The organism is Pseudomonas sp. ICMP 561, from assembly GCF_002699985.1.
Taxonomy (GTDB): Bacteria; Pseudomonadota; Gammaproteobacteria; order Pseudomonadales; family Pseudomonadaceae; genus Aquipseudomonas; species Aquipseudomonas quasicaspiana.
Window position 1 is genome coordinate 119,487 of record NZ_LKBT01000009.1, and the last position, 22,267, is coordinate 141,753.

Below are 22,267 nucleotides of genomic sequence, written 5' to 3' on the forward strand. Positions count from 1 at the left end.
AAGCAGGTGGCTTCAGCCTTTTTTAATAGTTATCGCTAACTCTGAATACGCCCCCATGCCAATAACCGCCTTGCCCCCAATGGCGCCCTGATCACCGGTCGTGATGTATTTAATGGTGGTCTGCCCCCGATTCTCCACTAAACATTTAGAATCAAATTGAATGGAGGTTGTAGGCACTGAGATGGTTGTTAAAGGGCCTCTCGGTGATCGTAGGTATGACATTGTAGTCCGTGACGCAAGCGGTAAGTTGCACGGCCTTGAGGTGAAAAGCGGAACTGCTAATAAGACCAGCTATCAAGAATTCACCGATTATTTTGTTAATGAGTTTGGGGCGCAAGGAAAGGGACGACTAAAAGGTGAAGTCATCGAAAGCGCTACAACAGTTTATGTGTCGTGAGGGTGATGAATATGAAGCTTGAAGCCGAAAATAGTCCCATAATAATTGGCGCTAATCAGGCGCAGCTGGTAAGAGTGTTAAAAAAATTAAAAAGCTACGGCCCTAGCTCATTCGCATGCATAACTGATGACGACGGTAATTATGTGCAAGTAGCTGGAGGCAGATTCACTTGCTTTATTGAAAGATATGACGCAAAAAGCAAAGCTCTGTTTAGAGGTTATCATTCAAATTCCAGCACAAACTTCGAAGATGGAAGCTTGCTATCGTTTGGTGCAGGGCGTGTTCAATTAAAGAAAGATGAGTGGTTTAATATTGAAGATGTGATCGAGGTTTTCTCCCGATTTAATCAGAGTCAGGCTTTGCCAGAAAGCATTTACTGGCGCGAGATAAAGGTTTTGAATCAGAACGGCAGTTAAGAAGCTGGTGCAAAAGGCACTGCAACAGCTCCGAAAGTCACCATAAAAGATCACTATGACCATCACTTGAACATGGTGGAAGACATAAAGGATCAACTTTCTTCTCAAGGGTTCAGAGTCAGCGAAAAAGAAATATCATTCGGCAGCTCCTGCGGAACTGGTCGTTGTAGGCCAGATATCGTGGCCGAAGCACCTGATGGAACCCTGAGAATTATTGAGGTTAAGACAGGGAACGCGGACTTGAGTATTCGTCAGCCAGAAATTTTCCCTTAAATAAAAGATGGGACTTAAATTCCAAGAGGGCAGGTTGCCGAAAGTTTCGGCCTGATACCAGGCGTACCTCTAAAGGACCAAGGTTATCCTAACGGTATCCCTATTGAGATAATGAATTTCCCAGGTGCTAAGTGATGGAAGAAAAAGATGTGGTTTCAACCTTGATGGAGCAGGGTTGGGTTTGCAGCAAGGATGAAGTCGGGGATTATTTTTGCGTGATAGATGTTGATGAGATTAAAGTTCAAATAATTCCATCTGTGAGGAAACGCTCGGACCATTTTCGGGCGTCACTTATGCCATCGGTTTCGACCAGAGAATTCTCGGAGACTGTTGCTTTTGTGCGGGGAGAGGGGAGTGGGTATTCGCCAATAATAGTAAGTAATGAGCCTCCGGAGAAGTTGCCTAAATTTTCCAGTGATGATGTTCTCAGGATGTCTGAGAGCGCCATATCTTGGGCACGCTCTCAAAATATTGAGTCCGGCCTGATGTTCTATAGAAATCTGCCGACTGACAGTAAAGGCGCGATGCCCCTTCGGCACTTAGCTGCATTGGCAATAGCAGGTGACGTTGAACGATTGGACGGTTACAAGAAAATCTTTGAGGTGGGAGATAGGCTAGGTTTTGTACCTTACATTACTGATGCCATGATTGATCGAGCACTTTTGAAGGCCAATAAATAAAGGTCAGACCACGATAAAAAGCATTGAAGTCGCATTGCGCCGGGAACAGATTACGGTTAGATAATAAGTTCTTTAATAAACCGGCATTTATTTTTGTGATTATCCGATGTTCTCCTGGAAAAAAACTCGGTCAGATCGCGGTTTTTTGTGTGAGAGAGTCATCCGTCTTAGCCCAAATAAGCAGGCATACAGTTTTCATCGGCTTAATAATGGTCTGACCCCTATTCTCTTCCGGTGGAACTATTATGGCGGATCAGCGTGTAGTCTCTCGACTTATCGAAAACAACCCTGCTTATAGTGGGCAGCCAATTCGTTTGTTATCTTGTGATACTGGAGCTTGTGATGCCGGGTTTGCTCAGAGTCTTGCGAATAAAATGGGTGTTTCGGTGAAGGCTCCAACTAACTTGGTATGGGCCTACGGCGATGGAAGAATGGTAGTCGCTCCGAGATCTCCTTCGAATCCAAATTTTCCGGACTTATCGAATCAAGGTGAGTTCAAGATTTTTAATCCAGGTAAACCATAGTGGCTATTTCATTAGCTGTGTGCGAGCTATGTGGCGGTAGCTTGGTAAATTTTGAGGAAAATAGCGCTCAAGGGGTAAGGTGCTCCGTTTGTGGCTGGTCGTTAGTTACTACAAATATGTCTGGTATTAAGATTGATGAAGAGGTATATGAGGTATTTTGTGCTGGTGATTATAAAAATAAAACACATATAATGGCTGTGTCCGAGGTGTTTGGGTCTAATTTTTTAGAGTCTAGAAAATTACTTCAGCAGGGCCTGTTTAGGATTTTTTCTGGACAGGCTGTAGACGTATTAAGAGTTCGAAAAATTCTTGCTGGAGTTGGAGTTGAGTACATGATTAAACCCGATTTTTTCTGGGTTTGATGGCATAGGTGCAAAAGGGCCTGCGGGCGGTTTGCCGTCTGGTGAAACGAAAGTAGTAGGTGACGGCACGCAAGCGGCTAATGATGCGAGCTTCGCAGGTGCCAAGGGGCCTGCGAGCGATCTACCGTCTGGTGAAACAAAAGTAGTTGGTAATGGTACGCCAGCAGCCAATGATGCTAGCTTTGAAGGTGCAAAAGGGCCAGGCGAGGTTACCCCTGATGCTATAAGCCCCCCCAAGCTCAGCTCGGTTGAAGACCTGTTTGGGCAGACATTTGACAGTATCCCGCTGTCGCACCTTCCCAATTGGAAGACCGGTTCGCTTACAAATGATGGGGTGTTGGGCGAGCAACTGTCCCTTCAAACCCTTAACGAAAAAACCGGCCTCAATTTCGAACCTCTGCAAAACAGTAGCAACCACGGCTGTGATGGCTGCGCGGTGGCGATCAATGGCGATACGATTACCGTATTGGTGATGGATGCGAAGTCTTCGGTGAATGGCGTGAATAAGGCCGGTACGCCCCATGGGGATCCGGAGACAAGATTGAGAGGGTGGTTGTCTAAGGCCTCAATAATTGAATCCGATCCTGCCTTGGCTGGAGCCTTGGAATCTGCCCTACGAAACGAGGCAGTCAAAGTCCAAGGCGTTACCGTTAAAGTCGGTTTGCCAGCACCCGGTAAAACAGGTCAAGCAGAAATCAAGGTGGAACCATGGCCCAAAAAATAAATCAATGTGAACGCGTGGGTGTAAACCCAAGGTGGCCCTCCTACAAGAGCGTATGTGCTCGCGTCGCTAGAGGGCCGCATGTTGAGGACGCGTTTTATGTCAACGCGATACGCGAATACATCACCAGGGAGGATGCAAGGCCTACTGGTCCGATGATGGTTCCAAATAAAAACAATGCGACAGATACCACCCCGGAAAGAATGGTGCGGGGTAGACTTCATAGGGTACTTGCCACTGCCCCAGACAACCCGCAATGGTTGCAAGAATTGGCTCATTGGATGCGCTACTACCAAGTAGGTGTTTGGCAATTATTCTTTTGGGCGGGGCAGTTTGACGTTTTGGCTAAAGCCTTAGGTAATGACAGACGTCAACAAAACTACAGCATCCAAACCGGTGCCAACATGATGGCCGCCATGGCGATTCTGGGCTGGAAGGAAGCTGTTATCCACCAAGGCTATTTGACCCATGCGGCGCTCAACCGTGGTCATCAACTGGTCATCGAGTATGAAGAGGAGCACCGCCGCGCCCAGGCCTTTATGCTGCGTGTGTTTGCCGATTGGGTGGGCGATGTCTCGCATCAATGGCCTGCTTATGCTTACGACGAACCCATCTACGAAGCCTTGTTGATCAAGTGGCGCACTCCCAGCCCCGACGACCTGATGCCCTGTCTGTTGGCCGCGTGTGACCGCCACACTTGGCAAACCGGCAAAGAGAGTCAGAAGAATTCTTACGACTTCAATCAGGACTCGCACTTGGAGCGCGTGCCGGTGGAAATTCTCTATATCCTGCGCCTGCGCCAGTGGGAAGGTTTAGCCAATCCGCAGCAGATTGATCATCCGCTGATGGCCGCGCCCTTTGACCAATTGCCGCCCGAGCAGCCAGTGCCTGAGTTGGACGAGTTGATGCAAGGTGTGCTCAAACGCGCAAGGGAAGACTGGCCACAGTACGATGAAGTGCTGTCTTTGCCAGCATTGAAGGGTTGAACGTCGTGATTTATGGTTCTTCGGTCGCAGCTACTAGCCGGGTGAAAAAACGGGGTCAGACCACGATAAAAAGAATTGAAGTCGCATTGCGTCGGGAACAGATTACGGCTAAATAACAAGCTCTTTAATAATGCGGCCTTTATTTTTGTGATTATCCGATGTTCTCCCGCAACGTCGAGTCCCATGTGCGTAACAGGTGCGGATACTAAGCAGGTGGATTCAGCTTAATTAATAGTTATCGCTAGCTCTGAACACGCCCCTATGCCAACAACCGCCTGGCCCCTAAAGGCGCCCTGATCACCTGTCGTGATGTATTTAATGGTGGTCTGCCGCCGATTCTCCTCATCAGAAATGGTCCAAAGCTTTGCATCCAAACCAGTGAGGCGACTGTATGAACATTAGTGAATTCAAGAAAGGACTGGAGGGCTGCGTACCCGATATTGCTGATTTGGCCAAACTAGGGCTTTTACCAGATGACGTTGACCAGTTTCGGCGATCCTTCTTCATCCTTGAGCGCGAGGAACGTTTGAACGATCTGGGGCTACCGGGTCAGCTTGGCGAGCTTTTCGAAAGGTATGATCCATCTAATGTTGAAATCGGAATGTTGAGATTCGGGTTAGAGCCGCAGAAGAAAAACTCCAATTGGGTAATAGGCAAAGTCGAAGCCGATTTGCTGGTAGTTGATATGGTTTCTGGCGAGGTTGGCGTCGAGGGCTTCACCGCTGTGCCGAAGCATATGCTTTGGAGGTGTGCGAAGAACGGAGAAAGCTTATTGGCGGCTTTGCTTCCTGCTGCGTGCTTTTTGGGGCGGTGTCTGCATGATGAAGAATTGGCGGGTGACGAACACAGGAGGAAGTCCTGTGTAGAGGCCTGTGTAATCGAGGCTGGTGGTGAACTATATCGACCGTTCTATCAGATGCTAATTGGCTTCTGATGGAGCGGTGCTAACGGTGCAAAAATATGCAGCAGCAGGGAAAAACGTCGTCTTGCGCTATAAACAGAACCCGTAATTGTAATCTGACCCCTATTACGAGGCGAGTGTCGAGGGAGATTGTTGCTGATCATCTAAGCCGCAGTTTGGCAAGGGCGGGGTCACGTAAAGCGGACTCAGACCAAGCCTTTTCGAGCTATTAGATAATTGGAACTCACGGATCTAATTAGGATGGCGACGAATGCTAACGATTCCTTAGGTGGTTAGGCGAGTACTACGGGTCTTCACGGTCAGGTGACTCTTAACAGCTTGAATATTTCGGAAGGTAAGCCAGCGTTCTGAAGGTGAATTTTAGAGAAGGCATCATATACCGTATTACCCAAATGAGGTTGTGCTATGACTAATGACTTGCTCGATGAGTTTTTAGAACTGGAGCTCAACGATTCTGTCCGAGAGGTACTTGCGGTTGCTGTGAGAGCATGTACAAAGGCAGGTGTACAGTTTGTTATAAAAGGTTTGGAATTCAACTGTTTCGATGTCGTATTGGACTTCGAGCGCGGAACTGCTACTTTAGGGCATGTCTTATCTTCAGGCGCGGATAGTGAGCAGAAAATGTCACTGCCGTTTTTCTTCGGGGCGTGTGGTTTAACTAATGATTCAAAATGAAACAAAGGTGTCAGACCATGATTTTTTCAAGAAAGCTTTCGAGAATGCTAAAAAATTGAATGACTCACAAGTGATTTGAGGTGCGTAATGGTGAATGCTGGGGAAACACTGGAGAGTTTACTGGCAAGACGTGTTGCTGGATTTGATTCATTCAAAGCGGAACGCATGCCGGTACTTCATGAGTTTTGTAAGACTTTAGGGTTTGATCAGCCACACGAGGTGCTGAACCGGCCTGAGAGGTTTCTATCATTGCTGGACCGTGGCTTTATGAACACTGTTGTCAGTGAAGAAAATCGGGTTTGGCTCATCACTCGAATAGGGTATTACATTGGCGAGTACCTAGTGTGTCTCTACGACGGCCTCTGGTTGGTTGATAAAGATCCATCTTCACCATCATTTGCTAAGTATGTAGTCGGCGACTTTTCCTTTGAAGGCGTGTCTACCCAAGTTGTTGACCCATTCGAAATGGCTCGGCGCTATGTGGATACTTCTGTTCCGCGATTCTTGAAGCAAGAGATCGAGAAAAAACTGGTAGGGGAATAGAGGGTATATGAATTATATAATTCCTTGATCGCATTTCTTACGAAGAGCGATGTCAGACTACAATTTTTTGCTATGTTGTTGAAAGTCGCTTTGGCGGGCCTAATGAGTGTCAGAAGATATATCCCGCTATATCTCAGATCAACACCAAGGCCGGATACATCGTGCTGGAGGCGGAGCGTGATAAGTTTTCTCAGATAAAAAATTGAGTGGTCATAATGGAAAATCTTGAACTTTTTTTACGCCAAAAGAAAAATGATCATTTTTTTGATGATCTTAGTGTGATAGAGGAACCGACTTTAAAAGCCTTGATTGAATCGAACAGAAAAGTGCCCAAGGATTATATAGATTTTATGAGGAGGTATGGGGTAGGTGAAATAAGAACTGTAAGCTTTATGCTTTATAATGGTTTTCTAAAATCCGACGATATTTTTGACTCGGCGAATGCTGATCTATTTAAAAGTATCGCGTTTTTTGGAGACGATATGCAGGGGTATAACGTCGGTTTCGATAGAAATAATGCTTGGGCAGTCGTGGAGGTTGACTCGTCTGATATGAGCCTTCGAAAGTGTTGTGATGATTTTTCCTCGTTTATGTATAGACTTTTAAGCTAGTGTCTTGTCGTCAATTTTTGCCGGGGCTTTTAAGGTTGTAGAGAAACGGGGCTGACCACGATTTTTGGTGTGAGAGAGTCATCCGTGGTTAGCCAAATAAGCAGACATGGAGTTTTTTATCGGCTTAATTATAGTCTGGCCCAATTCTCCTTGTTGTTATAGTGTTTGTGAGTTTTCAAATAAAAAGCGGCTGAAAGAGAAGCTAGTATTTTTATTGAACAGGATATCAGTAAGCATTACTATAAGGGTTTCCCCCAAATGACTAATTATAAGCTTGAATTTCGTCATAGGCCAAAATTTTCAGAGCCTATTGAAGAGCGGCACAAAAAATTTGTAGAAAAGTTGTCTCGGTTAGGTAAGCCATGGGATTTGGCAGGTGCCGTAGAAGTTCCCGATATCGAAGGTGAGCTTGTTTTTTCTTTTTCTTTAAATAAGTTGCTTCCAAATGGAATAAAAGGCCGAATTGCATATTCTTTTAGAAGTGAGAAATATTTAGACGACGATGCTCAATTTGATGACTCCCTATACATTGAATTTTCGAATGCTAAAGTTGATTATTCCGACTTGTTGAAAAGGATTTTTCCTGCGTACACAGATGCTTTTGGTGCCTATAGAGCTGCGCTGCATGATTGGTCTATTACTAGAAGCGACTGGCCGGCAGTGGTAGCTGCCTGCGACGCTACAAAAAAGGATGTTAACGGGAGAGATGGTGTTTTTCGTATAAATGCGGCTAATTATTTTGATGAGGAGTTATGCCTTCGCGCATTTGGGAAAAGCCCTCAAGAGATTATTAACTGTCTAAATGGGCACGTTGAAGAAGTTTCGGAATTAGGTGGGGGCGTGTTGATCGTACTTAGTTATACGCCCCTGTCTACTAGCGGGATAACAACTGCTGGAGAGCGATTAAGAGAAATTTTGGTTGGGTGATTCAGAGTGATCAAGGAGTCGAAAAACGGAATCAGACCACGATTTTCGGGGTGGCTAGCTAGGAGAGCTGACTTCTGATGACGCGGCAAAACTGAGGACGGATCTTGGCGTTTTAGATTTGTATTAATGAAATATTCCGAGTCGGGCTACTCTACAGTTGAAAAGGTCCGTAAACGCCTTGCTGTTGATGCCTGTTGGAAGTGCTTCACAAGGTGGCGCTCATACCTCAGCAAGTCCAACAGCCCCCCTCCGAGGCGACCATGACCATGTACGAAAATTTAGAAGCCTTCAATGCACTCGCATGCGCGCTATTGGAGCGGCTGACGCCCGTCTCGTCTGGTGACGTGAGTGTGATGCAACAGCAATGGCCAGCGGCTCCCGATGAGTACTTTTCTTTTATGCTGGAGCGGGGGCATGGTGAGATAAAGGAGGACGACTGCGCGTTACCACTTTTGACCATCCAATCCACATTGCGTCCTGCGGCAGACTACTTTGGCGATGATGGGTTTAACAGAGACGGGCCTTATGAACCGGGCGCCAAGGGCAAGGTGTGGCTATTCGGATGGGATAGCACCGGGACTGCTTTCGGTTTCGACAGCGGAGACAACTGGCGATTGCTGGAAATCGACAGTCTGCGCTGGATAACGCGACTCGACTTGTCGTTTTGTCAGTTCGTCGAAGGGCTGTTGGTTTGTTATCCACAACGGCCGGCAAGCTTTGCGAATGGAGTTTGGCGCGACTCGGGAGATGTTTCTTACACCGTGTCGGTACAGGCGTAAGAGCCTGACGCACCTGGCGCTGCAAAAAACTCAACGCAGGTCAGATTCTGCGGGCATACCCCATGCTGAGGAATTAAGAATGCTGTTCGACTCCTACAAGTCGAGACTGAACGGTTTTGACAATGAAATGCTCAAGTTTTACCTCGGTACCCAGTACGACGAAAATCGCCCGATGGTTAACGTTGCTGCCAGTGAGATTGGAACTGTCATCAAGGCATGGCTAGTGGGGCTGGATCACGAGATACAGTCCGTACTTCCCCGCTCTCTGCAATGGATAAATAAGACCATAAGAATCGACGAGGAGTTTGGGCCAGACATCAATGCTCACAGGACGACGTTACACTGGGCTAAAGCTTTGAGTGAATGGATGGACACGGTCTGGGATTCTGAAGGCGAGTGGGACCTGGCACGTGTGTATGAGGAAGCGCGCTGGCGTTATGAGCCTCGGCCATGGTCCGCGCACGAGATTGTTAAAAGTGGTTTGGACGACTACATGGCTTTTGCCTACCAAGGCGGGGAGCATGACGATGGCTTTGAGGTGGGCATCGAGATGTATCAGCGTTGGACGGGTAAGACAGAGGTCTCGCTATCAAAAGCGTTGAAACCCAGGGACTTCGGCTATGCGTTATGTCTTCACCGGACAGCCACTCAGCAGTTTGATGAAGATGATTTACTGAAGGCAGGCAAGAAAATGCTTCAAGCGAACCTACAAGAAACATGGTTAGGAGGCGGGCAATATATTCGTGCCGCTACGTGGTTGAAAATCGTTCACTGGCACTACGATCAAACACTGACCCCCTTGCAAACTGTCTTAAAGGCTTACGACGATATGCCAAAGGTGTCACGCCCGGATTTTTTGCTGTAAAAGTCGGTTCTTCAACATATAGGTTTTTTGGGGGGGGGGAATTAGGTAATAACTCAATCCGTTTTTAATGCATCGACCTTGACAAGGAGCATAAATGTCGAGTTTTGAATGCTATTTCCTGGACTGCGAAGTCGATACTGCCCCGGATTTGCGTAGCTACGCTGACTTCTTTCTAAATTATCAGCCTTCATTATGGCGTAGGGGCGGTGGCGACGGCGTGTTCACCTACACGAGTGATTCCGGTGACACTGCGGATTTAACGGTGCTTGAAAGTGAGCCCTTCGGAATTTCCGTCAGATACAACATCAGGAGTGGCGGAGTAAGGCAAGGCCATGAGTACTACTCCGTAGCCAATCTTGAAACCATTAATCAGGTTGAGGATGTTGGGGATGATCAGTTCGCGCCAGTGGGTTCGTTTTTGAAGCCTGAGACAGCGTGGCAAGCGGTGGAGGATTTCTTTGCTAATCCACTTGAGAAGTCTGAGCGGATTGAGTGGATCAACTCCGATGAGGTGGCTTGGCCGACTAGCTCGTAACGCGTTATCTGCTACCAAAAATATAAATTACTGAATTGAAATACATCTTTTGTAGGAGCTCGCCCCTGTGTCCCTGACACCGCGCTGTCGCTAAGCAAACGGATGACCCTGTAGGAGCCAACTTGTTGGCGAGACGTCGGACCCGCATCGTCAGAAATTCCGCTTCGCCAACAAGTTAGCTCCTACAAGCTCTGCGTTTCAAATCCATTATTGGAGTGATGTTTGATAGGCGCTCACGAGCACCGCGAGGCAGCGATGGCGGTCCAATTGCTTCGCGACAGCGCGGTATCAGGAACGCAGGGCGGTCTCTCATAAAAGAGGGTCAGGTTTTTCAGATATCGGAAGGGAACAAAAATGAACACGATCTCAGATCCCGATTTTGGCGAGCTTTGTCTGAGCAGTGACGAAATCTGGACAGGCCAGTGCGAGGTTTTATTCTTTGCCGAGGCATTCAACGTAGAACTGGTTGTTCAGACGTTCGATGATGATCCGATCTCACCGGTCCAGAGGGCTGCTTTCAGGGAGTTTGAGTCAAATAAAGAGCTCATCTGCCAGAGGGTGGAGCAGGCGCTGTTTGCGTTCTACACCGAAAATATCGAGCGCTATCGCGAGTGTTTCAGTCCCGACGAGGTGAACGTTAAAGCTCCAAAAGTCGAGACACTCAGTGGTCTGCGGGATTTGCTTGTGCTGAGGTGCTTCAAGGTGATGTTCAATTTTGAAGGCGACGAGCGCGACATCGGTTTTGTATTTGACGCTACGTTCGACCCCGAATTGGGTATCGGTGTTTTGGTGACTAATAGCTTAGTGAGCACTGTGGACGTCCAGGATTTTTTGCTCGGTTAAAGCTCGTCGACAAATATTTTTTACTCAAGGATATATCCCGTGTTTCTGGACTCTATTTTGCCCGCAGGGATTGTTATGTATTTCCCATGGAGGAGAGTATTCATGTTTCCTGAGTCTGGTATTAATACGGGAAAGCCGCACGCGAAAAGTATCGTGAGTCAGGCCGGGCGGATACGGAAGGTCAGGTCACTTGCGGCCAATCATGATCAAGGCAAGAGGTGATGCAGAAACCCCGCCAATTCACCCATGGCGCAACGACGTATGTCTTAGCCAGCCCTTGGCGTCGACTTGTCGCGCAGATTATCGACGTACTCGCCGCGAGCCTGATCGTTGCTGTATGCGCCTTACCGCTCTTGCTTATCTCGCATGCTTTGGGCGTTATCCTGGCGCCGCTGGCCTATGCATATCTTCTTTTTGCCGATGCCATATGGAACGGCCAAAGTGTCGGAAAAAAGGTGATGAAAATCGTCGTAATGGACGAACAGAACCTCGTCCCGTGTAGCTATCTTCAATCTTTCGTGCGCAACCTGATGAAGCTGTTTTTACTGTTCATCGATTGGGTGTTCATATTCTTTGATTCGCAAAAGCGGATCGGCGACATGGCCGCGTCCACCATCGTCGTAAACCAGATACCGGTTGGTAATAATGCGCCAGCCAAGGCAACGCCCCCAACCAGGCGCATAGACACGAGCAGCGAGGTATATCAGACCTTGCATGGTGTGCCAGCCAGTGCTGATTACGCCGTGGATGCCACGGATCTTGACCTGGAGGACATCCCGAAAGAACGCATTGAAAAGGTCAATGCGCTATTGAACAGCGCGGATGAGAGCGTCCGATACGAGGCTGCGAAACTGCTCGTCAATTGGGGCTTTCAATATGCGTTGCAGCATCTCGCGGTTTTTATCGGCGAGCTGAAGGGTGGCTTCATTGATCACCACCTTCATGGGTTTGATAACACGCAAAAACATAACCTCGCTGCGTTAACCCGGTATTGGGCGATTCAGTCTGACGAGGGGAATGGGGAGCAAGCCAGGAAGGATGTCTATCCTCTGATTTCAAAAATCATCGCGCTGTCCAACACTCAACCCTTTCAAATAGCCGGTATGTTCTGGCTGGTCAAAGAGCATGGGATGACTGAGTATCTGCCTGCATTGAGGGCTCATCTGGCGAGCATCATTGATCATCCGGATGACTATTACTGGAAGATTTGTGATGTGGTTACGCTTCTGCATGCGGTGGACGCGGAATTTTTGAATGAGTTTTTAGGGCAGAAGAATATCGCTCTCGATCAATATCTGATCAGCGAAAAGGGTGACAAATCAGGCCCCGATATCTGATGAAAATACTCAGCGCATTCAGAATCCTGGCCGTGCCTCTTGGCGGGGCGCTAAGTTTTGGGCTCTTCATGCCCTTTATCAGTGGGCTGCATCTTGTCATCGTCGGCATGCTGTTGGGGTTCATCGGCTCAATGCTTGTGGGCATTCCATTCCTGTTGATAGGGGATCGGTGTTTCCCCGGCTTCAAAGCTCGCCATGTGCTTAGTAGCGTGTTGCAGATCTTATTCATCTACGTTCTTTACAGCGGATTCAAACCACGATTATGGATAGCTGCCATAGCGATTGGCGTGGTACTCGGCCTGCTCTATACCGCCTTTGAGAGATATCTGGTGAGATACGCGGCGCGCAGTCCGGTGCCGCAGATGGGCAAGGCTTACGTGTTTGGCATTCCATTATGCGGAGGCAGCTCGTTGGCCGTGGTTGCCACGTGGGCGTTTGCCTCTCCCTCTGAAATAGTGCCCTCTTTGATCTTCAGCTTTCTGGTGGGTGCTGGCATTGCCATGCTCGTTGGCTGGCCCGTTCTGTGGCTGACCGATCGCCTTCTTACCCATCGCTTGCGTTATATCGTGGGTGGGACTGTCAGTGGGTTTTTGATCTGGCTGCTCTTCGGTGCACCCGGCTTGCTGCCCCTTCCGACCGGACAGTACATGAATTATCTGGTGGATCAGCTCGGTCCGAGAATGCTGACGTTTGTTTGGTTTGGATGCGCATCCGGTCTGCTATTCACGGGTTATGACGCACTCTATTCAAGGTTCATATTGCGGCGAGGGGCAACAGGCCGTCAGGAGGCTGTGGAGGCAGAGCGTCCCGCTGATTGAGCACTGCGAACCGTCGCACGCTCATGGTTTGGCGGTGTGAAACTTGTTCCCAATTCCCCAGTCAGATCAGCGCCGATTTCGATCATCAGAGCAGCCCGTCCCATGCGCCTGATTTCTCGCTTCACCTCGCTCTGCTTCATCGCCTTGCTCCCACTGCTTGCCAGCCACGCTCATGCCAGCGAGGAGCGTCAGCTGGTCTCTGCCATCAACGACTATCGCGCACAGCCTTCACGTTGCGAGGGGCGGGCGGTGCGTGGATTATCGCCGCTGGAGTTGAGGCAGGATCTGGCGCTGCCCATCGGTTTTGCGGGCGACATGCGCAACACCTTGAAGGCCTCCGGTTATCGGGCCGTAGCGGTTCGCAGCATTCGGTTGGTCGGCGCGCAGGATGCCAAGGGCGCGTTTGCCATGCTGCAGAGTCGTTACTGTGGCGCTTTGCTGGATAACCAATACGCCGACATCGGCATCACTCAATCAGGTCGGGAGTGGCGACTGGTATTGGCCAAGCCGTTGCTCGATGGTCATCTGGGCGATCAACAATCGGCGGGCAAAACCCTGTTGGCTCAGGTCAACGCAGCACGTGCCAAGCCACGCATGTGCGGTCGCCAACCCTACGCTGCTGCGCGGCCTCTGACATGGAATGCCACGTTGGAAAATGCCGCCCTACGGCACAGCCAGTCGATGGCCAGCGGCGGTTACTTCTCCCATCAAGACCCCAATGGCGATGTCGCCAAAGACCGCGCCCGAGCAGCGGGCTACAACGGGCGTCAGGTGGGTGAAAACATCGCCAGCGGTCAAGGGGCGGCCGACAAGGCCATGCAAGGCTGGCTCGCCAGCCCCGGCCACTGTGCCAACCTGATGAACCCGATGTTCACCGAGGTTGGCGCGGCGTATGCCACTAACCCGAACAGCCAGGCCGGGGTGTATTGGACCATGCTGTTTGGTGCGCCTTGATTCACTATCCGTGGGACTGGCTTTAGCCGGGAAGAGGCCGGAGCATCCCTGAAGATCAACCGCCAGGGATGCCGCTTTCTCGACTAACCCCAGCCTTCGAAAGCCAAATGACAGACTCCCTCCATTACTTCAGCAAATCCTGAACTAAATATTTGCTGATACCGATTTAACTCCGCCTCGCCTTTGAACACTCTCTGCTCGTCCTGCCCTTGGTTTGCCCAGGCAGCGCGCGGCCACGCCTGTGTCTCAATAAGAAGGTTGGCCATGTTCCAGTAGATTTTGCACTGCCCACACACCCTGCGATCCCGGCAGGAAAAACAAATGAAAAGGCCCGAGCAGGCGTTTCGATAAAAACCGTGACAGGCATTGAGAGGCGGCAACATGAGCGAATCCCACCCAACCCGGATCGAGAGTTTCGGCGTCGAACAGATTCCTGACAGCGAACGCACGGCGACGCCTTTTGACCTGTTCCGCATGATCTTCGGCGGCAGCAATACGTTCTCTACGGCGGTACTGGGCAGCTTCCCTGTCCTGTTTGGTTTGTCCTTTGAAGCCAGTGTCTATGCCATCGTGCTCGGCGTGTTGCTGGGGGCGATGATCCTTGCGCCCATGGGCCTGTTCGGGCCGCTCAATGGCACCAACAACGCTGTTTCTTCCGGGGCGCATTTTGGCGTACACGGACGTATCGTCGGCTCTTTCCTTTCCTTGCTGACCGCCATCGCTTTCTTCTCGCTGTCAGTGTGGAGCTCAGGCGACGCACTGATCGGCGGCGCCAAGCGCCTGTTCGACCTGCCTGAAAACAACCTCAGCCTGGGCATCGCTTACGGCTTGTTCGCGTTGCTGGTTTTGATCGTCTGCATCTACGGCATTCGCCAACTGTTGGCGGTGAACAAAGTGGCGGTGACCGCTTCCAGCCTGTTGTTCCTGCTGGGCATCTTCGCCTTCGCCGGACCGTTCGACTCCAGTTACGCAGGTAGCGTCAGCCATGGGCAACCGGGCTTCTGGGCAGCCTTCATTGGCTCGGCTCTGGTCGCCATGAGCAACCCGGTATCGTTCGGTGCCTTCCTCGGTGACTGGGCGCGCTACATCCCCCGTGAAACACCCAAGCAGCGCATCATGGCCGCTGTGATGTTCGCGCAGATCGCCACCTTCATTCCGTTCTTCTTTGGCCTCGTCACCGCAACCATCGTCGCTGTGCAAGCCCCGGACTACATCGCCCAGAACAACTACGTCGGCGGCCTGCTGGCAATTTCGCCGGGCTGGTTCTTCCTGCCGGTTTGCCTGATCGCCATCATCGGCGGGCTGTCCACCGGTGGTACTTCGCTGTACGGCACCGGCCTCGACATGTCGAGCCTCGCCCCACGCCTGCTCAGCCGCGCACAAGCCACGGTGCTGATCGGTGTGCTCTCGATCATCTTCATCTTTGTTGGCCGCTTCAGCTTCAACCTGGTGCAGAGCATGTCCACCTTCGCGGTGTTGATCATCACCTGTACAAGCCCGTGGATCATCATCATGATCATCGGCCTGATAAAACGCCGTGGCTGGTATGACCCGGCCGATCTGCAAGTCTTCACACGTGGGGAGCGCGGTGGCCGCTACTGGTTTCATCACGGCTGGAACTGGCGCGGCCTCGGCGCGTGGATCCCCAGCGCACTGATTGGCCTCGCCTTCGTCAATCTGCCGGGGCAGTTCGTTGGTACTTTTGGTGAGCTGGCGGGCGGTATCGACATCAGCCTGCCCATCACGCTCGGCCTCGCCGCCGTGCTCTACCTCGGCCTGCTACAGTTGTTCCCCGAGCCCGCCGCCGTTTACGGGCCGCACCGCACCCTTTCGCCAAGCGCCGGGAGCGCAATACCGGGCAACCTGAGCGTAGAGCCGTGAAAATCGTCACCCGCGACCAGTGGTTTGAAGTACAGAAGCGCGCTGACGGCATCAGCCTGATCCACGAGCCGTGGGTGCGACCGTATTACCGCTGCAACCTCTGGCACATACAGGGCCGTGACCGCGACGTGCTGGTCGACACCGGCTCTGGCGTGGTCAGCCTGCGCGAGCAACTGCCCTGGCTCACCGACCGGCCACTGCTCGCCGTGGCCAGCCACACCCACTTCGACCACATCGCCGGGCACCACGAGTTCGCCGAACGCCTGGTACACCCGGCCGAAGCCGACATCCTCGCCGATCCCACACGAGCGTCGACCCTGGCCGATGCCTACGTCGGCGACGACATGTTCGAAGCCCACCCCGACTGCCCACTGTGCTACGCCGAATACCAGGTCAAAGCCGCACCCGCCACACGGCTCATCGACGAAGGCGACGTGCTCGACCTGGGCGACCGCGTACTCGAAGTCCTCCATACTCCCGGCCACTCGCCCGGCGGCATCAGCCTGTGGGAAGCGAAAACCCAAACCCTGTTCAGCGGCGATATCATCTACGACGGGCCTCTTATAGAAGATGCCTACCATTCGGACCTTGATAAGTACGCCGCTAGCCTGGAGCGGTTGCGCAAACTGCCGGTGCGGACGGTGCATGGTGGGCACTTTGCGAGTTTTTCGGGGGAGGTGTTGCGGGGGATGATTGATGAGTGGTTTGTGGGGCATGGGCTAGGCAAACGCTGAAGCCCAACGGCGAACACCCGGTAGGAGCGAACTTGTTCGCGAAGCGATGTATCTGACACGCTGCGTTGACGTTGAAAACGCTTAAGGCCTCGCCCCTGTTGGAGCGAGGCTTGCCCGCGAAGTGACTAACTGCACAGATCATTGTGTTACTTCGTTCGGTGCTTCTCCTCCAACCCCGCCACCGAAGCCTCAACCAACGCTCTGGCCGCCTCGATCTGATGCACAACCGACCTCGCCAGCGGACGAAATTCCAGCATGCTGTTATCTGCCGTTTCATAAGCCGTAGCGGCGGCGCAGCTCAGGTATTCCGATGCAAGAACCAGCGCGTCTTCGATTTTGATATCGTGCTTTACAGTGAACAGGCTGAGGTTGCCCAGGTTGGTATTGCTGACAAGGTTTTGCTTGATGGGTGTAGCGGGGGGATGTGGCGTGGATCTGATCATGGTGACTCTCCCGGTATTGTTGAGCCATCACTCTTTGCGACTAAACAAAGGGTGGCGGCTGTGCGCGGGTTAGTCGACCGGGAACCAGGCAGCCCGGCGCACCCGAAGGTGCCCCTTGCACAGCCGCCATAAGATTCCACGCCGTCGCTCAAGGCTTCGGCAATGGTTATGACAGATGCTTCGCTTGGTTATTCATTGGGCGACTAAACCCGATCGTTGAAATCAACGACAGGCAGGAAGGTAGTCGCCACATCAGGCATCTACAAGCGGATGCAGAGCATATCCTGAATTTTCAGAAAGGTCCTACAGAGCACGGGTTTTGGGGCTGAAGGTTGTTTCTGATTGTTGAGTAGTTTTGGAGATTTTACGGGCAGTAGGCGACAGGGGGAGTTAAAGCGGCCTCTTCAAAAGAAGGATTTTTACAGGAGCCATCTTGATCACGGTAAAACTCCAGACGAAAAAAACTCGCCTTTTGCACGCCTGCCTATAGGCAGGACCCTACTCGTTGAGTAGGACGTGTGGCGAGTGTGTTGCGGGCAGGTTATGTGCAATGAACGAACTGGTCAATCACTGGGGGCGAAAATGGGGTCAGACCACGATTTTCGTTACTTAATTGAAAATGTAGTCTTACCCTATCCCTCGTGACCCCTATTCCTCCGTAGTTAACCAAAGATGGCTATTCCGCTTCTATTTGCCAGCTGGAGCGTCCCAACAATCGGCTTTGCGCGAGCAGACATCGTATTGCCGATCCATAGCGGCCATGCGGTCAATATGGGCCTGCCTTGCAACCTTGAATGACTCCTCACTGGTTATTACGTACTGTATAAGTCGATCATTCATACGCGTATTCCATTGTTGCCTGGTCTTTTCATCCAATGTTTTGGGTTCGGTCGACATCACCTGCAGCGTGCTGCTGTCTACCCGATCCAGCTCGTCGCTGTAAGTCTTGATGTACTGCTCGCGAGCGGCATCATGCTGATGGTTAAGGTCGAATTGAAGTGCTTCCAGGTTTTGCTTGTAAAGTTTCCAATAGCTGTCAGGTAACGTGAATCCGAGTTCCTTACGCAACATGGCAATACGACTATCGTTACTTTGTGTTGGATTGAGTGCCGGTTTTTGCGATGAAATAACAGTTGGGTCATTGGCGATAATTCGCTCGATCATCGCAGTGCGCTCAGTATTTCGGGGAATGATCTGGCCCAAGGGCTCAAGCTGCACAGGTGCGTTATCTGAAGCAGACGGTGGCGCTACGCAACCGGCGAACAGCATGCAGACCGATAACGTTGTGATTACAACAGTGTTGCGAAGCATAGTCTCTCCATGAGTATTGATACGGTAGGCAAGTGCGCCAACGCGCAGCGCGCCGAATCTTTATCGACTTATCTGCTAGGCACTTGAGCACTGTGTCGGAGGCCTCTCCGGCCATCCTTGATGTCTCGCCGCCAACGATCACAGAAGATTGTGAAAAAACGGAGTAAGAGCACGATTTTCGATACTTAATTGAAAATGTGTTCTGATCCCTATTCCTCGTTCAACCCAGCACGTTGAGCCCCTCGCTAATCGGGCATTCGCTGTCGTCCCCGCCCAGGTTTTCGGGCAGGAATGAGGTGAGGTCATAAGGCAACAGTACCGTGTCGAGCACTAGTGAGAACGGCACGTCGACCAGTAGCGGCCAAGTCGACGGGCCGGAGTGCGTGCCCCAAGCCCAACCTTGCCGCGTTCCCCCATAAACGCAACGTTCACCGTCGATGTGGTACATCAGGCTCCAGCAACCAGATAGCGAAACGGTCGCTACCAACAGCAGAAATCGTTTGATCATGCAGTCCTTGCCATCACGTATGGTTTGCGATGCTGACATCCTACCCGCTGGGGCGAACGTTTAACCAGCGTCCAGGCCGGCCCCGCAGGGCATTACGAAAAATGGGGTCTGACCCCTATTCCTGTGGATCGCATAGGTAGGATCAACGGCTTTTTATCTTGTAGCCATCAATCGGAATATCTTCTGTACGCTCATATAGTGGAACATCGCTGAATTTGGCTTGTTCAAATGCTTGTGCATCCCAGCGTCCCGCTTTTAAAGCTAAATACAACATCCCCACTCTTAGCGGTATGTTTCCGCGTCTGTCTTTGGCGCGCCGGAAGGAAAAAAAGTTGCAGCCTTCTTCCAAAAAGTACCGATAAGGATCGTAATTGTTAAGGTCGATAGAGAACCTTTCGAAGAACTCGACCATCAGATCACTTGCATCGTCGCCATCTACGCCCAGATCCCTTGCGACATCGGTCGCCAAGCTGAAGCTTTCAAATGCCTTTCTCCCAAAGCCTGCGGTATCGTGGATGCAGACGACAATGCTATCCATTATTTTGTAATCGAGGGATTCGTTCATGGCTAGGAAACCTGATCTCCGATGCTCATAATGGAGTTATAAGTTACAACTGTCTTGCGGAACAATGGGGTCAGACCACGGTTTTCGGTACTTAATTGAAAATGTGCTCTGACCCCTATTCCTTTTGATCGAGGAGCGGCGAGCCTGCACGCTCGCCAAAGTTACTGGCACACCTGAACGTTAGAGAAGACGAATGCCTTTGAACGGGTTCCAGCCTTGCTCGCCTTTCACTTCCTTGAGGTAGTACGCGTAGTTTACGGTCAGGCCATACATCAGGGCGTAGGGCGCAGCCAGCCCTCCGCTGAACGCATAAGGCACATCGGTTTCCAAAAGAGTACACACCAGAAGAATCAACGCGTTGGTCGCGAGCATGATTCCAAGGAGTGCAAGGCCCTTTTTCCACAGTCCCAGCACGAAGAAATAAATCGGACCAAAGAAGCACGCAATTATATTGATGTTGATCCGCATTTTCTTTCTGACGCCAGGAAGTGATTTGAGACCGGCATTGAACCGTGGATCGTTCGGCGCACCGTATGTCTCAAAGAAATTGAAGCGTTCCTGCCACTTGGCGCTGTACTTGGAGGTGCTTTGGGGGTGATCTGCTGTGCTCAAGGTGCTACTCCTTATGTTCCGTGGAATGACGTATTCCTTCCGGAAAATCCTGTGGTTCTGGCGCTTTGAAGAGATGACGGGGGATTGTATGGAGTTTCCAGGTGGCGTACCACTCAACCGCATCGGTGTGCCAATCGTTGCAATTCCTGGCATGAATTGGCTCACCTGTTGAGTGAGATCCACGTTATGAGGACAACCCTGCACTCACTTTTGTTGCCAGTTCGTCCGTCGGGTTCACGTGATTGGGCGGGCGACTTGGGGTAGCTATCGCGAGCAAGCTCGGCTTTTGCTGGGTGAGGGTAGCGGGGCATTTGTCGTTGTATTGGATGACGCCTTCGCAGCCTTCGGCAGTTCTTACAGAAAACACACGCGCACAAAAAAGGCCCACCTTTCGGTGAGCCTCTTTCGATGTAGCGTATGGTGCCGGCACCAGGAGTCGAACCCGGGACCTACTGATTACAAGTCAGTTGCTCTACCAACTGAGCTATACCGGCGTGATGGGCGCTGAGTATATAGAGTTTTTTTTGGCTGTAAACCTTAGCTCACTGATTTCGTTTAAAAATTTCTTGAGCGGTTGGCTCTACGCTGCCATGGCGCGTCAGCGTTGAGGGAGTCAGCCTTTATCGGCGTTCTGGCGTGAAGCTGGAGGGCGATTCGTCAGGTGGGGCGGGGTTTTGTTTTGGTTTGTGCGCTGGGCTTCAGCTTGGGCGGTGATGCGGTTGCAGGGATGTAAAGATTGCTAATATGTCGCGTCGCAATGGATAGCAAGCTCAATGCCTAAAACACGTACGTATTACGACGAGCTCAATGTCGCTCGGGATGCCTCGCAAGAGGATATCAAGCACGCCTTCCGCAAGCTGGCGCAGCAGCTGCATCCTGATCGTAATCATGCAGCCAATGCGTCTGGTTTGATGGCGGTGGTCAACGCTGCTCATGATGTGTTGGCGGATCCCGAGAAGCGTGCTGCGTATGACGCCAGTCTGGTTCGTGATGCGCAGGTGGCTCGTCAGGCGGCTACTCAGCGTCGCCAGGCCGGGCCGCAAGCTGCGCCGCAAAACGCTGCAAGAGCTCAGGCTCGCCCCTCAGAAAAATCTCAACGCAAATCATCTAAACCAGCAAAACCAACCCGGCGCGGCAGTCGTTGGCGTTGGGTGGCGGTGTTCGTGGTTGCTTGCAGTGCGGGTGCCTGGATGGGGTATGACCGGGATGCGGGCAAGGCATTTATCCCGCCGTCACCGCCGGTGGTGGACGATATGGCGATTCTGGCTGAGGCGCAGGCCAAGGCTGAGGCGGTTGCTGAAGCGGCCAGGGTTGCGGCAGCTGTGCCTGTTAGCGCGCCCGTGAAGATTGTTGAGCCGGGGCAGCCGGACTGTGTGCCGCCGCTGATTGATCCTATGGGCGCGCCTTGGCCATCTGCGGCAGGTTACATCGCGGGGATGCCGATGACGCGCGACGGTGGCTGGTCGGAGATCACGGTGGATAACACCGCGGGTGAGCAGGCGGTGTACGCGAAGATTACGGATGCGACGGGCAAGCGGGATTTTCGGCACGCGTATATTCCGGCGCGCAGCCGTTTTACGTTTGGGCGTATGGACGTGGGGTATTACCAGCTCAAGTACAAGATGCTTGATACCGGGTGTGCTTATGCGTCTAGCCGGATTCGATTGGAGGAGACGCTGGTGGGGGATCGGATCAAGTCGAGTGTTTACAAGCTGACGCTGCGCAAGCTGCAGAATCGGAATTCGCAGTTTTCGAATGTGCGCAGTGAGGAGTTTTGAGGGGGCAATACCACGCTGGTTTCAGGATCGGCTCTGTAGTTGAGATCTGGTTGACCCTATCGCGGGCAAGCCTCGCTCCCACAGAGATCGCGTCGTCCGTAGGACCGGCTTTAGCCGGGAGGACGTCGGGGCATTCGCTAGATATCCTTCGGCAGAAATACCACTCTCCCGGCTGAAGCCGGTCCTATGTATGGACTCGCCCCTACTTTCAACCCGCTTTTTGAACACTGCTACCCGGTTGCATCTATGTATAAGGCCTATTCGAGG

General features: G+C 51.5%; 25 protein-coding genes and 1 tRNA gene. 20 read left to right on the forward strand and 6 right to left on the reverse strand.

The annotated features are described in order from the left end of the window. Positions 1–408: 408 nt before the first annotated feature. From AO242_RS08835 to AO242_RS08935, 19 genes are all read left to right on the forward strand, one after another. A complete protein-coding gene (locus AO242_RS08835; protein ID WP_099268446.1) occupies positions 409–813 on the forward strand; it encodes a hypothetical protein in 405 nt (134 codons plus the stop codon). Positions 814–1,220: 407 nt separating this feature from the next. Next, the gene (locus AO242_RS08840; protein WP_099268419.1) at positions 1,221–1,766 is read left to right on the forward strand and encodes a DUF6990 domain-containing protein; all 546 of its coding nucleotides are present in this window, start codon (positions 1,221–1,223) and stop codon (positions 1,764–1,766) included. A 523-nt stretch (positions 1,767–2,289) separates the two neighbouring features. Further along, the gene (locus tag AO242_RS08845) at positions 2,290–2,652 is read left to right on the forward strand and encodes a hypothetical protein (protein WP_141562196.1); all 363 of its coding nucleotides are present in this window, start codon (positions 2,290–2,292) and stop codon (positions 2,650–2,652) included. 31 nt (positions 2,653–2,683) lie between these two features. After that, complete coding sequence (locus AO242_RS29650) at positions 2,684–3,376, forward strand: hypothetical protein (RefSeq protein WP_257153401.1); 693 nt, start codon at positions 2,684–2,686, stop codon at positions 3,374–3,376. 278 nt (positions 3,377–3,654) lie between these two features. Beyond that, the gene (locus tag AO242_RS08855) at positions 3,655–4,359 is read left to right on the forward strand and encodes a hypothetical protein (RefSeq protein WP_099268420.1); all 705 of its coding nucleotides are present in this window, start codon (positions 3,655–3,657) and stop codon (positions 4,357–4,359) included. A 391-nt stretch (positions 4,360–4,750) separates the two neighbouring features. Then, positions 4,751–5,293 (forward strand): hypothetical protein, encoded by a 543-nt coding sequence (locus tag AO242_RS08860; RefSeq protein ID WP_027898009.1) that lies wholly within the window; start codon positions 4,751–4,753, stop codon positions 5,291–5,293. A gap of 393 nt (positions 5,294–5,686) precedes the next feature. Beyond that, the gene (locus AO242_RS08865; protein WP_099268421.1) at positions 5,687–5,956 is read left to right on the forward strand and encodes a hypothetical protein; all 270 of its coding nucleotides are present in this window, start codon (positions 5,687–5,689) and stop codon (positions 5,954–5,956) included. 90 nt (positions 5,957–6,046) lie between these two features. Continuing rightward, the gene (locus AO242_RS08870; protein ID WP_176560591.1) at positions 6,047–6,499 is read left to right on the forward strand and encodes a hypothetical protein; all 453 of its coding nucleotides are present in this window, start codon (positions 6,047–6,049) and stop codon (positions 6,497–6,499) included. A 215-nt stretch (positions 6,500–6,714) separates the two neighbouring features. After that, positions 6,715–7,110 carry an SMI1/KNR4 family protein gene (locus AO242_RS08875; RefSeq protein WP_099268423.1) on the forward strand — a complete coding sequence of 132 codons (396 nt, stop codon included), beginning with the start codon at positions 6,715–6,717 and terminating at the stop codon, positions 7,108–7,110. Positions 7,111–7,368: 258 nt separating this feature from the next. Next, a complete protein-coding gene (locus tag AO242_RS08880) occupies positions 7,369–8,037 on the forward strand; it encodes a hypothetical protein (RefSeq protein ID WP_099268424.1) in 669 nt (222 codons plus the stop codon). 260 nt (positions 8,038–8,297) lie between these two features. Continuing rightward, positions 8,298–8,816: a hypothetical protein gene (locus AO242_RS08885; protein ID WP_141562197.1), complete on the forward strand. Its 519-nt coding sequence runs from the start codon at positions 8,298–8,300 to the stop codon at positions 8,814–8,816. Between the two features lie 79 nt (positions 8,817–8,895). After that, positions 8,896–9,681, forward strand: coding sequence for a hypothetical protein (locus AO242_RS08890; protein ID WP_099268426.1), 786 nt, complete (start codon positions 8,896–8,898; stop codon positions 9,679–9,681). Positions 9,682–9,775: 94 nt separating this feature from the next. Next, positions 9,776–10,216 carry a hypothetical protein gene (locus AO242_RS08895; protein ID WP_099268427.1) on the forward strand — a complete coding sequence of 147 codons (441 nt, stop codon included), beginning with the start codon at positions 9,776–9,778 and terminating at the stop codon, positions 10,214–10,216. 354 nt (positions 10,217–10,570) lie between these two features. Then, on the forward strand, positions 10,571–11,059 hold the full coding sequence (locus AO242_RS08900; RefSeq protein WP_099268428.1) for a DUF6985 domain-containing protein: 489 nt from the start codon (positions 10,571–10,573) through the stop codon (positions 11,057–11,059). Positions 11,060–11,280: 221 nt separating this feature from the next. Then, positions 11,281–12,396: an RDD family protein gene (locus AO242_RS08910; RefSeq protein ID WP_099268430.1), complete on the forward strand. Its 1,116-nt coding sequence runs from the start codon at positions 11,281–11,283 to the stop codon at positions 12,394–12,396. Beyond that, the gene (locus AO242_RS08915) at positions 12,396–13,214 is read left to right on the forward strand and encodes a hypothetical protein (protein ID WP_099268431.1); all 819 of its coding nucleotides are present in this window, start codon (positions 12,396–12,398) and stop codon (positions 13,212–13,214) included. Before AO242_RS08910 ends, AO242_RS08915 begins: the two co-directional genes overlap by 1 nt. 102 nt (positions 13,215–13,316) lie before the next feature. Next, positions 13,317–14,168 carry a CAP domain-containing protein gene (locus AO242_RS08920; RefSeq protein WP_099268432.1) on the forward strand — a complete coding sequence of 284 codons (852 nt, stop codon included), beginning with the start codon at positions 13,317–13,319 and terminating at the stop codon, positions 14,166–14,168. 381 nt (positions 14,169–14,549) lie between these two features. Continuing rightward, the gene (locus tag AO242_RS08930; RefSeq protein ID WP_099268434.1) at positions 14,550–16,049 is read left to right on the forward strand and encodes a purine-cytosine permease family protein; all 1,500 of its coding nucleotides are present in this window, start codon (positions 14,550–14,552) and stop codon (positions 16,047–16,049) included. After that, positions 16,046–16,783: an MBL fold metallo-hydrolase gene (locus AO242_RS08935; RefSeq protein WP_099268435.1), complete on the forward strand. Its 738-nt coding sequence runs from the start codon at positions 16,046–16,048 to the stop codon at positions 16,781–16,783. Before AO242_RS08930 ends, AO242_RS08935 begins: the two co-directional genes overlap by 4 nt. 146 nt (positions 16,784–16,929) lie before the next feature. On the opposite strand, the gene AO242_RS08940 is transcribed toward AO242_RS08935, so the two are convergent. The 6 genes from AO242_RS08940 to AO242_RS08965 form a co-directional block, all read right to left on the reverse strand. Continuing rightward, entirely contained in the window at positions 16,930–17,226 is a 297-nt protein-coding gene (locus AO242_RS08940; protein ID WP_099268436.1) for a DUF6124 family protein, read from the reverse strand. Positions 17,227–17,913: 687 nt separating this feature from the next. Continuing rightward, positions 17,914–18,537 (reverse strand): hypothetical protein, encoded by a 624-nt coding sequence (locus AO242_RS08945; RefSeq protein ID WP_099268437.1) that lies wholly within the window; start codon positions 18,535–18,537, stop codon positions 17,914–17,916. 220 nt (positions 18,538–18,757) lie between these two features. Next, a complete protein-coding gene (locus AO242_RS08950) occupies positions 18,758–19,045 on the reverse strand; it encodes a YceK/YidQ family lipoprotein (protein WP_027901789.1) in 288 nt (95 codons plus the stop codon). 142 nt (positions 19,046–19,187) lie between these two features. After that, positions 19,188–19,610 carry a DUF1493 family protein gene (locus AO242_RS08955; RefSeq protein WP_027901790.1) on the reverse strand — a complete coding sequence of 141 codons (423 nt, stop codon included), beginning with the start codon at positions 19,608–19,610 and terminating at the stop codon, positions 19,188–19,190. 180 nt (positions 19,611–19,790) lie between these two features. Then, the gene (locus tag AO242_RS08960) at positions 19,791–20,222 is read right to left on the reverse strand and encodes a DUF2628 domain-containing protein (RefSeq protein WP_122397430.1); all 432 of its coding nucleotides are present in this window, start codon (positions 20,220–20,222) and stop codon (positions 19,791–19,793) included. Between the two features lie 418 nt (positions 20,223–20,640). Further along, positions 20,641–20,716: transfer RNA gene (locus AO242_RS08965), tRNA-Thr, on the reverse strand. Positions 20,717–20,995: 279 nt separating this feature from the next. On the opposite strand from AO242_RS08965, the gene AO242_RS08970 reads away from it, so the two are divergent. Continuing rightward, entirely contained in the window at positions 20,996–22,000 is a 1,005-nt protein-coding gene (locus tag AO242_RS08970; protein ID WP_099268439.1) for a J domain-containing protein, read from the forward strand. Positions 22,001–22,267 lie beyond the last annotated feature (267 nt).

Excerpts from the sequence above, each read along its gene's own strand:
- AO242_RS08835 (WP_099268446.1), top strand. The coding sequence starts at position 409 with ATGAAGCTTGAAGCCGAAAATAGTCCCATAATAATTGGCGCTAATCAG.
- AO242_RS08840 (WP_099268419.1), top strand. The coding sequence starts at position 1,221 with ATGGAAGAAAAAGATGTGGTTTCAACCTTGATGGAGCAGGGTTGGGTT.
- AO242_RS08855 (WP_099268420.1), top strand. The coding sequence starts at position 3,655 with ATGCGCTACTACCAAGTAGGTGTTTGGCAATTATTCTTTTGGGCGGGG.
- AO242_RS08860 (WP_027898009.1), top strand. The coding sequence starts at position 4,751 with ATGAACATTAGTGAATTCAAGAAAGGACTGGAGGGCTGCGTACCCGAT.
- AO242_RS08865 (WP_099268421.1), top strand. The coding sequence starts at position 5,687 with ATGACTAATGACTTGCTCGATGAGTTTTTAGAACTGGAGCTCAACGAT.
- AO242_RS08875 (WP_099268423.1), top strand. The coding sequence starts at position 6,715 with ATGGAAAATCTTGAACTTTTTTTACGCCAAAAGAAAAATGATCATTTT.
- AO242_RS08880 (WP_099268424.1), top strand. The coding sequence starts at position 7,369 with ATGACTAATTATAAGCTTGAATTTCGTCATAGGCCAAAATTTTCAGAG.
- AO242_RS08885 (WP_141562197.1), top strand. The coding sequence starts at position 8,298 with ATGACCATGTACGAAAATTTAGAAGCCTTCAATGCACTCGCATGCGCG.
- AO242_RS08890 (WP_099268426.1), top strand. The coding sequence starts at position 8,896 with ATGCTGTTCGACTCCTACAAGTCGAGACTGAACGGTTTTGACAATGAA.
- AO242_RS08895 (WP_099268427.1), top strand. The coding sequence starts at position 9,776 with ATGTCGAGTTTTGAATGCTATTTCCTGGACTGCGAAGTCGATACTGCC.
- AO242_RS08900 (WP_099268428.1), top strand. The coding sequence starts at position 10,571 with ATGAACACGATCTCAGATCCCGATTTTGGCGAGCTTTGTCTGAGCAGT.
- AO242_RS08910 (WP_099268430.1), top strand. The coding sequence starts at position 11,281 with ATGCAGAAACCCCGCCAATTCACCCATGGCGCAACGACGTATGTCTTA.
- AO242_RS08915 (WP_099268431.1), top strand. The coding sequence starts at position 12,396 with ATGAAAATACTCAGCGCATTCAGAATCCTGGCCGTGCCTCTTGGCGGG.
- AO242_RS08920 (WP_099268432.1), top strand. The coding sequence starts at position 13,317 with ATGCGCCTGATTTCTCGCTTCACCTCGCTCTGCTTCATCGCCTTGCTC.
- AO242_RS08930 (WP_099268434.1), top strand. The coding sequence starts at position 14,550 with ATGAGCGAATCCCACCCAACCCGGATCGAGAGTTTCGGCGTCGAACAG.
- AO242_RS08940 (WP_099268436.1), bottom strand. The coding sequence starts at position 17,226 with ATGATCAGATCCACGCCACATCCCCCCGCTACACCCATCAAGCAAAAC.
- AO242_RS08945 (WP_099268437.1), bottom strand. The coding sequence starts at position 18,537 with ATGCTTCGCAACACTGTTGTAATCACAACGTTATCGGTCTGCATGCTG.
- AO242_RS08950 (WP_027901789.1), bottom strand. The coding sequence starts at position 19,045 with ATGATCAAACGATTTCTGCTGTTGGTAGCGACCGTTTCGCTATCTGGT.
- AO242_RS08955 (WP_027901790.1), bottom strand. The coding sequence starts at position 19,610 with ATGAACGAATCCCTCGATTACAAAATAATGGATAGCATTGTCGTCTGC.
- AO242_RS08970 (WP_099268439.1), top strand. The coding sequence starts at position 20,996 with ATGCCTAAAACACGTACGTATTACGACGAGCTCAATGTCGCTCGGGAT.